The organism is Variovorax soli NBRC 106424, assembly GCF_001591385.1.
Lineage (GTDB): Bacteria > Pseudomonadota > Gammaproteobacteria > Burkholderiales > Burkholderiaceae_C > Variovorax > Variovorax soli.
Map to the genome: position 1 here is coordinate 20,837 of NZ_BCUU01000060.1, position 10,040 is coordinate 30,876.

The window sequence follows — 10,040 nt, forward strand, 5'->3', positions numbered from 1 at the left end:
ACGGAGTTCAAGGGATGCAATAGGGATTTCGAGAATCCATTGGGCAGCGAGGGCTATACTCGGTGGGTTGATTTGTTCAATCGTTTGCATTAAATGACCGCACCGTCGACTTCCACCGTCACCATCCGCGACGTGGCGCAGGCCGCCGGCGTGCATGTGTCGACCGTCTCGCGTGCACTCAATCCGGCCAAGCGCGCACTCATCAGCGAAGAGGTGCTGCAGGTGGTGGAGGCTGCGGCGCAGCGCCTGGGCTACCGCCCCAACCGCGCGGCCTCGGCGCTGCGCACCGGGCGCACCCACACCATCGGCGTGCTGGTGCCCGACATCACCAATCCGGTGTTCCCGCCCATCCTGCAGGGCATCGAGGCCAGCGCCGCGGCGCGCGGCTACTTCGTGTTCGTCGCCAACGTGGCAGACCCGGCTCTGGCGCCGCCCATCGTCGAGCGCATGCTGGCCCAGCAGGTCGACGGGCTGGTCAACGCCATTGCGCGGCGCGACGATCCGCTGCTGGCCTATCTCGCCCGCGTGGGCATGCATGCGGTGCTCGTCAACCGCGCGGACGAGAGCGGGCAGCTGCCGGCCGTGGTGAGCGATGACCGCCTGGCGATGAAGCTCGCGGTGGAGCATCTGCTGTCGCTCGGCCACCGCCGCATCGCGCACCTGGCGGGGCCGCAGGGCGTGCCCACGGGCGTGGGCCGCCGCCAGGGGTTCGAGCAGGCGCTGCGCGATCATGGGCTGGCGCCCGCGGCCGTGGTCGAGTGCGAGGGCTACAGCCGCGAGGCGGGCCGCGCCGCCATGCGCAAGCTGCTGGCGGCGCCGGGCAAGCGGCCGCAGGCGCTGGTGTGCTGCAACGACCTGGTGGCCCTGGGCGCGTACGACGAGCTGCGCAGCCAGGGCCTGCGCGTGCCCGAGGACATGTCGGTCACCGGCCACAACGACATGCCGCTGGTCGACATGGTCGAGCCGCCGCTCACCACCATCCGCCTGCCGCATCGCGAGCTGGGCTGGCGCGCGGCCGAGATGCTGTTCGACGAGATCGAGGGGCGCTCGCTGTCTGCCTCCACCGTGGTGCTGCGGCCGGAGCTGGTGGTGCGCGCATCGACGCGGGCACCGGCGCCTGCGAAAGGGCGCGCGGCCTAGGGCGCGGATGGGGCTGCTTCAGTGTCCAGCAGCAGGCCCATCACCAGCTCGTCCACATAGTGCGCCTGGCCGGCGCGCTTGTAGAAGTCGCGCAGGCGGCCCTCTTCCACGAAGCCGAGCTTTCGGTAAAAGCGCAGGCCGCGTTCGTTGTCGGCCTCGGCCATCAGCTCCACGCGGCGCGCGCCTTCGGCCCTGATCTTCGCGAGCGCGTCGCCCACCATGCGCAGGGCCACGCCCTGGCCGTGGCGGCGCGGGTCCACCGCCAGCGTGCCCAGCTGCACCACATGGCTCGCGCGGCCCGGAAACCGCGTGGCCTTGTAGAAGCCGGCAATCTCGCCGCCACCCTCGATCCACACGTAGAAGGAGCGGCTGTCCAGCAGTTGCTGATAAATGGGCCGGAAGTTCTCGAGCGGCATGCGCTCGTAGGTGAGAAAGGGCAGGACCGCGTCGTGCGAGTAGATGGCGTGGACGGCTTCGATGTCGTGTGGCGTGGCAAGGCGGCGCATGGGGCGATGCTACGCGGTGCGTTCGTGCGGCAGGTAGATCCGCGCGAGGCCCTTGGCAATGGCCTCCACGATCTGTTCCTTGCGCAGGCCGATGTGTTCCTTGAGCACCTGCTGCGCCGTCGCCTCGTCGCGCGCCTGCAGGGCCTTCAGGATGTGCTGGTGCTCCTTCTGCGTGGCGCTGCGGCCTACGTTCTCCATGTCGATCCAGCGGATGAAGCGGATGCGTTCGTTGAGCACGCCCAGCATGCGGCGCAGTTCCTGGTTGCGCGCCATGTCGGCAATGCGCAGGTGAAAGCCTTCGTCCAGCTCCACCAGCTGCTCCACCGGCGTGTCCGGCGGCGCCTTCTGGCTGGCGGCCAGGTAGGCCTTGGCCTGCGCGATGTCCTCGTCGGTGGCGCGCTGGATGGCCAGCGACAGGCAGGCGCTTTCCACCGCCACGCGGGCTTCGTACAGGTCGAGCGTTTCCTGCACGTCCAGCGGGCGGCGCACGAAGCCGCGCGTGGCCGGCAGCAAAAAGCCGTCGTTCACCAGGCGGGTGAGGGCCTCGCGCACCGGCGTGCGGCTCACGCCCAGGCGCTGGGCCAGCTCGATCTCGCTCAGGCGCTCGCCGGGCTTGAGCTGGTAGGAGATGGCCATGTCGCGCAGCGCCTCGAAAACGCCGGAGCCGCGCTCGCGCCGCGTCTTGGAAATGGGCGTGGGCGCAGGCGTGCGTGCGCCGCGGCTGCTTGTGCTCTGCATGCTTTTAAGTATACTGAAATGAGTTCTTAACCGATTCCGACCCGCTGGAGCTTATCGAAAATGTCTTCCATGAACGGCGCCGACGCGATGGTGCGCATGCTGCAACTCAATGGCGTCAAGCACATCTTCGGATTGTGCGGCGACACGAGCCTTCCTTTCTATGACGCGCTGGCCCGCCTGGACCATGGCATGGACCACGTGCTCACGCGCGACGAACGCAGCGCGGCCTACATGGCCGATGCCTATGCGCGGGTGACGGGCAAGCCCGGCATCTGCGAAGGCCCCAGCGGCGGCGGCGCCACCTACCTGCTGCCGGGCCTGGTGGAGGCCAACGAGTCGGCCATTCCGGTGCTGGGCATCACCTCCGACGTGTCGGTGGGCGCGCGCGGCAAGTTTCCGCTCACCGAGCTGGACCAGCAGGCGCTCTACCAGCCGTTGACCAAGTGGAACACCACCATCGACCGGGTGGACCAGATCCCGCACGCGGTGCGCAGCGCCTTCCGCGCCATGGTCACCGGCCGCCCGGGCGCCACGCACATCTGCCTGCCCTACGACGTGCAGAAGCACGAGATCGATCCTGCGGATGTCTGGGCGCAGCCGGGGCATGACCACTATCCGGCCTACCGTTTCGCGCCCGATCCGGCCGAGGTGGAGCGCGCGGCGGACAGGCTGGCCGCCGCGCGATGCCCCGTCATCGTGTGCGGCGGCGGCGTCGTCATCGCCGGCGCCCATGCCGAACTGGAATCGCTGGCCGTGCAGCTGAATGCGCCGGTGTGCCTCACCATCAGCGGCAGCGGCAGCCTGCCTGGCGCGCACCCGCTCAATGCAGGCGTGATCGGCACCAACGGCGGCGTGGAAGCCACGCGAGACGTCATCGCGCAGGCCGACCTGGTGCTCTTCGTGGGAGCGCGGGCGGGCTCCACCACCACCGAGCACTGGAAGATGCCGGCGCGCGAGGTCGGCATCCTGCACCTGGACATCGACCCCGGCACCATCGCCACCAACTACCGCACCGACGTGGCGCTGGTGGGCGATGCACGCCTGGGCCTGGCGGCCCTGGCGGCCGCGGTGCGCGAGCGCATCGCGCACCGTCCGGCCGATGCGGTCGACGGCCGCGCGCTCGTGGCACGCAGCCGTGCGCGCAAGCAGGCCTTCTTCGCCAAACTCGCGCAGTCGGCCGACCGGCCCATCAAGCCCGAGCGCGTGGTGGACGCGCTCAACCGCCTGCTGCCGGCCAATGCGGTGGTGGTGGCCGACCCCGGCACGCCGTGCCCATACTTCGCCGCGTATTTCGATGCGCCGCAGGCCGGGCGCCACTTCATCACCAACCGTGCCCATGGCGCGCTGGGTTTCTCGATGGCTGCCGGTGTCGGCGCCGCGTTCGGCCGGCCCGATGCCACCGTGGTCTCGGTCATGGGCGACGGCAGCTTCGGCTTCACCTGCGGCGAAATGGAGACCATCGTGCGCCGCGGCGTGCCGCTGAAGATGATCGTGTTCTCCAACTCGGTGTTCGGCTGGATCAAGGCCAGCCAGAAGACGGGCTACGACGAGCGCTACTTCTCGGTGGACTTCAACCGCACCAACCACGCCCGCGTGGCCGAGGCTTTCGGCATGAAGGCCTGGCGCGTCGAGAATCCGGCCGAGCTGGAAGGCGCCCTGAAAGCAGCGCTGGCGCACGACGGTCCCGCGCTGGTGGACGTGGTGTCGCAGCAGTTGCAGGACACGGCGGTGCCGGTCAGCCAGTGGATGGGCTGAAGCTCCCCATCGATCCAGACTTCACGAGCAGCTCTTTTTGAAAGGCCCACAGAAGATGCAGATCCCATTCAACAGACGCCAGGCCCTGGTGGCCACCGCCGCCCTGGGCCTTGCCGGCGGCGCGGCGGCGCAGTCCTCGGACGCGCCGCTGCACATGGTCGTGACCTTCCCGCCAGGGGGCAGCACCGACATCGCCGCGCGCATCATGCAGCCCGAACTCGAGAAGCGCCTGGGCCGCCCGGTGGTGGTCGACAACAAGCCGGGCGCCGCCAGCCAGTTGGCCACCAACTACGTGGCCAAGTCGGCGCCCAACGGCAACACCGTGCTGGTGAGCTTCGACACGCATGCCATCAACCCCATCGCCAAGCCGAAGCTGCCCTACGACACCTTCAAGGACTTCGCCGGCGTCACGCTGGCGGTGCGCTTCCCGCTGGTGATCGGCGCCTCGGCCTCGGTGCCGGCCAAGGACCTGCGCGGGTTCATTGCCGCCGCGCGCAAGGAACCGGCGCGCTACAGCTATGCGTCCACCGGCGTGGGGTCGATGAACCACCTGGTCATGGAAGACATCAAGCGCCGCGCCGGCGTGTACGTGCTGCACGTGCCCTTCGGCGGCGGCGGGCCGGCCGTGCAGGCCGTGGTGGGCGACGTCTCGCAGCTCACGCTGCTGAGCTATGCCGCGCTCAAGGGGCAGATCGCCGCCGGCAAGATCAAGCCGCTGGCCGTGACCGGCGCCAGCCGCCTGCCCGAACTGCCAGACGTGCCGACCGTGGCCGAGTCGGGCTTTCCGGGCTTCGAGGCCTATTCGTGGATCGGCATCTTCGCGCCCGCGGCCACGCCGGCCGACAAGCTGGCCACGCTCACCGAGGGCTTCCGCGCCGCGCTGAAGTCGCCCGACGTGAGCCGCACGCTCACGCAGCAGGGCTTCGAGGTCATGGCCACCGACGGCGCCAGCGTCGACAAGTACGCGCGTGCCGAGTACGAGCGCTGGAGCGCCTTCGTGCGCGAAACCCACCTCAAGCTGGAGGAGTGAGGCCATGACGATGGCGCTGGACCATGTGGTGATCGTGGTGGCGTCGCTGGAGCAGGCGGTGGCCGACTACCAGCGCGCCGGCTTCACCGTGATTGCTGGCGGCAGGCATCCGGGCCGCAACACCGCCAATGCGCTCGTCGTGTTCGAGGACGACAGCTACCTGGAGCTGATCGCCTACTCGGCACCTTCGCCCGAGGAGCGCTGGTGGCGCGTGCTCGATGCGGCCGGCGAGGGGCTGGTCGACTTCGCGCTGTGGCCGCAGGACATCGATGCCGCGGTGGCCGAGGCGCGCGCACGGGGCCTGGCCGAGCTCACGGCCGTGCCGGGCGCGCGCAACCGGCCCGACGGCGTGCGCATTGCCTGGAGCTCTGCACGGCAGCAGCGCCACGACCTTCCGTTCCTGTGTGCGGACATCACGCCCCGGGCGCTGCGCGTGCCCGAGGGCGAAATCCGCCGCCATGCCAACGGCGCGCGGGGTGTTGCCGCCGTGCAGGTGGCAGTGCAGGACGTGGCGGCCAGCCTGGCGCGCTATCGCATGCTGCTCGGCCCCGATGCGGTGACCGATGACGGCAGCGTGCAGTTGCAGGGCTTCCGCGTCGAGCTGCATGCGCAGCCGGGCCGGGCGCGCGGCGAGGGGCCGGCATCGATCACGCTCGCCGGCGCCGCGCCGGGGCTGCGCATCGATCCGGCGCTGACGCACGGCGCCGTGTTTCGCGGCTGACGGGCGCCCGGGCATGACGCGCCGGCGGCATCACGCCCGGCGCGTCTTCTCCAGAAACCCGCCAATGGCCGCGTTGACCAATTCGGGGTGCGTCACCGGCCCCATGTGGCCAAGCCCGTCGAATTCGATGAGCTGCACGTCCGGCAGCGTTCTGCCCAGCAGGCGCGCCACGCCCAGCGAGGAGGCGGGCGAACGCGACCCCGTCATGCAGAGCACCGGGATGCGCAGCGCGGCAAAGGCCGACAGCGGGGTGCTTTCGCCAAGCAGAGCACGCGCCCAGTGCGAGACATTGACGATGGCATCGCGGATGGGGTCCTTGCGCGCATCGGGCGTGCGCGCCCAGGCGCCTTCGCCCATCCAGAAGTCGATGAAGCAGCGCGCGGCCGTGTCGCGGTCGTTCGCGGCAAGCGCATGCTCGGAGGCCGCCACCGCGCCGCGGATGCCGTCGGCTTCGTTGGGCGGCGGCGCCTGCGCATCCAGCAGCGCGAACAGCGTGGGCTCGTAGAGCGCCATGGCGCGGATGCGGCCTGGATGCAGCGCCGCGGCCACCAGCGCCACCGCCGCGCCGTAGGAATGGCCCACCAGCGCCAGCGGTTCGCCGGCGCGCGCGAACAGTGGTTCCACCAGGGCCACTTCGTCGCGCAGGCCGGCCTGGCGGCCTTCGGGCCAGGGCGGGCTCCTGCCGGCGCCCAGGCCGTCGCTGGCCAGCACGTGGAAGCGCGGCGCCAGGCGATCGAGCAGGCCGCGCCATTGGCTGGAGCTGGCCGCGTTCGAATGCAGGCACAGCACGCCCGGGCCGGCGCCGGCTTCACGGAAGAAGACCTGGTTCTCTGGCTGCATGCCGATCCGAAGAGAGGAAGCAGGGGGACAGCAGTATGCGCCGCAACCCTGCCAGCAAGCCGCTGCGCGTCGGCCATAGGCCGTTCGCCAAATTGCCCCCTCCCTGGCGTGAGTGACACATTGCGCGCTGTCGACCTGACAGGCCGTCCGTTCACAGCTTTTCTTTGAGGGGCTCGATGGAAAAAGCCATACGGGACATGGTCAGCACGCGCCGCAAGGCCCTGCACGGCGACGACGATGGTCATCGTGCCTGGGGCCTGGCGCTTTCCGGCGGGGGCATCCGCAGCGCCACCTTCTGCCTGGGCCTGCTCAAGTCGCTGGCCCAGCACCGGCAACTGCTCAACTTCGACATCGTCTCCACCGTTTCGGGCGGCGGCTACGTGGGCTCGACGCTGGGCCGCATGTGCACCCGTGCGCAGAACGCCGAGGGCGTGCGCGCGGTGGAGGGCGCCTTTGCCGAAGTCGACAAGGTGCGCTTCGGCTGGTGGCTGCGCGGCAATGGTCGCTACCTGATTCCCGGCGGCATGCGCGACACGCTGTTCGCGGTGGCGCTGTTTTTGCGCAATCTGCTGGGCACGCACATCGAGCTGGCCATTGCCGCCACGCTGGTGGGCCTGGTGCTGGCGGCCATCAACCTGGGCGCGTGGGAAATCATGGCCGGGCTGGTGGACCTGGACAACGCGCAGCTGGTGATCGCGCCCGTGCGCTGGGTCACGCAACTGCCCACGCTGTGGATGCTGGCGCTGGTGCCCTGGCTGCTGTCGATCGTGCTGGCCGACGGCTACTGGGCGGTGCGTGACCGCAGCACCGCGCCCGGCATGCTGGGGCAGGTGGCCTTGTGGGTGGTGCTGGGCACCTGCGCCTGGTGGGTGGGCCCCATTCTCGAAGAGCGCTACGGCGGCCCGGTGTGGCTGGCGCCGGCCTTCATCCTGTTCGCATCGTGCTGGGTGGTGGCGCTGCTGTGGGTGCTGATGCGGCACCTGCACGGGCAGACGCCCGGCGTGCTGCGCAACGAGCTCACCGACGGGCTGGCCACGGTGCTCTACGTGGTGCTCGTCATCGGACTGCTGGGCCTGCTCGACTGGGCAGCCTGGTGGCTGGCGGCCCACACGCGCGAGCTGCGCGCGTCCTACGGCGGCGTGATGCTGATCGCCGCCGGCGCGCTGCGCGCCCTGCTGCCCATGCTCTTTACCGGCAAGCGCGAGGCGCCGGGCATCGGCAAGAGCGTGATGATGGTGCTGGCCAGCCTGCTGGGCCTGGTGGCGGCCTTCTGCCTGGCGGCGTGGTGGATCGGCGTGCTGTATGCGGCGGTGCTGCTGCCGGTGTTCACGCCGCAAGGGCTGGACTTTTCGCGCGGCTGGATCTGGTGGTTCACCATCGGCTTCGTGATCGTCGCCTATGCCTTGTTCACCGGGCGCAACTTCGGCTTTCTCAACGCGTCCTCGCTGCACATGTTCTACAAGGCGCGCATCGTGCGCGGCTATTTGGGCGCGGCCAACAAGAAGCGGCTGGGGGCGGAGCCGACCGCGGCGCTGTCGGGCCTGGCGCCGCCGCGCGTGCCGGTGGGCCAGGTGGAGGAAGACGACGACATCCTGATGGCGAAATATGCGCCGCATGCGCATGGCGGGCCGGTGCACCTCATCAACGTCTGCGTCAACCAGACGCACGACCCCAAGCAGCAGCTGTTCAACCGCGACCGCAAGAGCCTCCCGCTCACGGTGGGGCCCGAAGGCTGGATGCAGGCGTCGGGCGCGCAATGGACGCAGGCCAAGCCCAAGGGCGCGCTCACGCTGGGGGCCTGGGCCGCGATCTCGGGTGCGGCCTTTGCACCGGGCCTGGGCCGGATGACCAAGCGCGGCATCGCGGCGCTGTCGCTGTTCGCCGGCCTGCGCCTGGGCTACTGGTGGGACAGCAAGGAGGCGGGCCTGGAGCAGCAGGGCGCGGCGCGCCGGGTGAGCACCCTGCTGATGAAGTCGCGCTTCATCCTGCTGGAATGCTTTGCCGGGTTTCCGGGCAGCGGCTCGCCCTTCTGGTACCTCAGCGACGGCGGGCATTTCGAGAACACGGCCGCCTATGCGCTGCTGCGCGAAGAGGCAGAGCTGATCGTGCTGGCCGATTGCGGGGCCGACCCGGACTACCGCTTCCTCGACCTGGAGAACCTGGTGCGGCGCGCCCGCATCGACCTCAATGCCGACATCGACTTCCTCAAGCCCAACAAGAATGCGAGCTGGGACCGGCTGGGCGCCTTCGGCTCGCTGAACGACCTGGCCTCGCCCAACAGCCAGGCCTGCCTGGCGCTGGCCCGGGTGACCTACGCGAGCGGGCAGCGCGGGCACATCCTGCTGGTCAAGCCCAACGTGTCGGCCGACCTGGCGGTGGACCTGGTGAACTTCAAGGCGGCCAACCCGCTGTTTCCGCAGCAGCCCACCACTGACCAGTTTTTCGACGAGGCCCAGTGGGAGTGCTACTTCCGCCTGGGCGCGGCCATCGGCGAACGGCTGGACGGCGAGATGCTCGCGCGCGTGGCGCAGGGCGTGCCGGGCCTTTTCTCGGTGGACGACGGGCAGGGGGCGCCCGTCGCGGCCGCCGCCGGCGCGGCCAACGGCAACGGCAGCGTGTCGGGCGCAGTGGCGAGCATGGGCCGGCTGCAGGCCCGCGTGCTCAAGGCCGGGGCGGTGACCGCATCGCTGGGCATCGGCACCGCTGCCACCTTCGCCGTGGCGTTGTGGCAGAGCATCGACTCCGTGCGTTCCGAGCAGGACAGGAAGCAGCAGGCCGAGAGCGCCGCCTTCAAGGACCTGACCGAACGCTGGGCCCGGCTGCGCGCGGGCGGCGGCGGGCCGAACGAAGCGACGTCGTCGCTCGCGGCGGAACTGCTGCGCACCGGCGACCTGCTGTGCCGCCAGGGGCGGGAGAACTTCATGGCCAACTTCAGGCTCTCGGTGCGCATCGTGGACGATGCGAAGGCCGCCTGCGCCAACGACCCGCCCCAGCGCCGCACGCCGGCCTGCCAGCGCCTGCTGGACCGCAACAACGGCATCGACTGCCTGCAGCCGGTGAGCGCGCCGCCGTGCAAGCCGCGCTACTGGGCGCGCGACTACACCGGCCGCACGCCGCCGCAGGAGAACTGCAGCGGCTTCAGCAGCGCATCCACCTCTTTCGTGACCGCGCTGGTGGCGCGGGCCAACGTGCCTTTTCGCATCCGCTTCCGCGAGGTGGAGCCGTCAGCGGCTGCGGGCGCCGCGCCACCTGTGCCGTTGCCGGCGCCGCCGGTGGTGGCATCGGCGGAGGCGGAGGCGGGGGGTGGCGG

General features: G+C 70.2%; 8 protein-coding genes. 5 read left to right on the top strand and 3 right to left on the bottom strand.

The features are described 5' to 3' along the window. The first annotated feature begins 93 nt into the window (after window positions 1-93). Window positions 94-1,140 (top strand): LacI family DNA-binding transcriptional regulator, encoded by a 1,047-nt coding sequence (locus VSO01S_RS17210; RefSeq protein WP_068644034.1) that lies wholly within the window; start codon window positions 94-96, stop codon window positions 1,138-1,140. On the opposite strand, the gene VSO01S_RS17215 is transcribed toward VSO01S_RS17210, so the two are convergent. Both VSO01S_RS17215 and VSO01S_RS17220 read right to left on the bottom strand, forming a co-directional pair. Next, window positions 1,137-1,646, bottom strand: a complete 510-nt coding sequence (locus tag VSO01S_RS17215) for a GNAT family N-acetyltransferase (RefSeq protein ID WP_068644035.1) — start codon at window positions 1,644-1,646, stop codon at window positions 1,137-1,139. The genes VSO01S_RS17210 and VSO01S_RS17215 overlap by 4 nt on opposite strands. 9 nt (window positions 1,647-1,655) lie before the next feature. Continuing rightward, the gene (locus VSO01S_RS17220; protein WP_068644036.1) at window positions 1,656-2,384 is read right to left on the bottom strand and encodes a GntR family transcriptional regulator; all 729 of its coding nucleotides are present in this window, start codon (window positions 2,382-2,384) and stop codon (window positions 1,656-1,658) included. Window positions 2,385-2,444: 60 nt separating this feature from the next. Between VSO01S_RS17220 and VSO01S_RS17225 the strand changes: the two genes are divergently transcribed. Genes VSO01S_RS17225 through VSO01S_RS17235 form a run of 3 tightly spaced genes read left to right on the top strand, consistent with a single transcriptional unit; the run spans window position 2,445 to window position 5,890 of the window. Beyond that, complete coding sequence (locus VSO01S_RS17225; RefSeq protein WP_068644037.1) at window positions 2,445-4,139, top strand: thiamine pyrophosphate-binding protein; 1,695 nt, start codon at window positions 2,445-2,447, stop codon at window positions 4,137-4,139. 55 nt (window positions 4,140-4,194) lie between these two features. Beyond that, the gene (locus VSO01S_RS17230) at window positions 4,195-5,169 is read left to right on the top strand and encodes a tripartite tricarboxylate transporter substrate binding protein (RefSeq protein WP_068644038.1); all 975 of its coding nucleotides are present in this window, start codon (window positions 4,195-4,197) and stop codon (window positions 5,167-5,169) included. 4 nt (window positions 5,170-5,173) lie between these two features. After that, the gene (locus tag VSO01S_RS17235; RefSeq protein WP_068644039.1) at window positions 5,174-5,890 is read left to right on the top strand and encodes a VOC family protein; all 717 of its coding nucleotides are present in this window, start codon (window positions 5,174-5,176) and stop codon (window positions 5,888-5,890) included. A gap of 30 nt (window positions 5,891-5,920) precedes the next feature. Here VSO01S_RS17235 and VSO01S_RS17240 read toward each other — a convergent pair whose 3' ends face one another. Further along, entirely contained in the window at window positions 5,921-6,730 is an 810-nt protein-coding gene (locus tag VSO01S_RS17240; RefSeq protein WP_068644040.1) for an alpha/beta fold hydrolase, read from the bottom strand. 176 nt (window positions 6,731-6,906) lie between these two features. Here VSO01S_RS17240 and VSO01S_RS17245 point away from each other — a divergent pair. Further along, a partial coding sequence (locus VSO01S_RS17245; protein ID WP_084241934.1) for a patatin-like phospholipase family protein occupies window positions 6,907-10,040 on the top strand: 3,134 nt, incomplete at its 3' end.

Coding starts and splice junctions, on each gene's coding strand:
- VSO01S_RS17210 (WP_068644034.1), top strand. CDS start 94: ATGACCGCACCGTCGACTTCCACCGTCACCATCCGCGACGTGGCGCAG.
- VSO01S_RS17215 (WP_068644035.1), bottom strand. CDS start 1,646: ATGCGCCGCCTTGCCACGCCACACGACATCGAAGCCGTCCACGCCATC.
- VSO01S_RS17220 (WP_068644036.1), bottom strand. CDS start 2,384: ATGCAGAGCACAAGCAGCCGCGGCGCACGCACGCCTGCGCCCACGCCC.
- VSO01S_RS17225 (WP_068644037.1), top strand. CDS start 2,445: ATGTCTTCCATGAACGGCGCCGACGCGATGGTGCGCATGCTGCAACTC.
- VSO01S_RS17230 (WP_068644038.1), top strand. CDS start 4,195: ATGCAGATCCCATTCAACAGACGCCAGGCCCTGGTGGCCACCGCCGCC.
- VSO01S_RS17235 (WP_068644039.1), top strand. CDS start 5,174: ATGACGATGGCGCTGGACCATGTGGTGATCGTGGTGGCGTCGCTGGAG.
- VSO01S_RS17240 (WP_068644040.1), bottom strand. CDS start 6,730: ATGCAGCCAGAGAACCAGGTCTTCTTCCGTGAAGCCGGCGCCGGCCCG.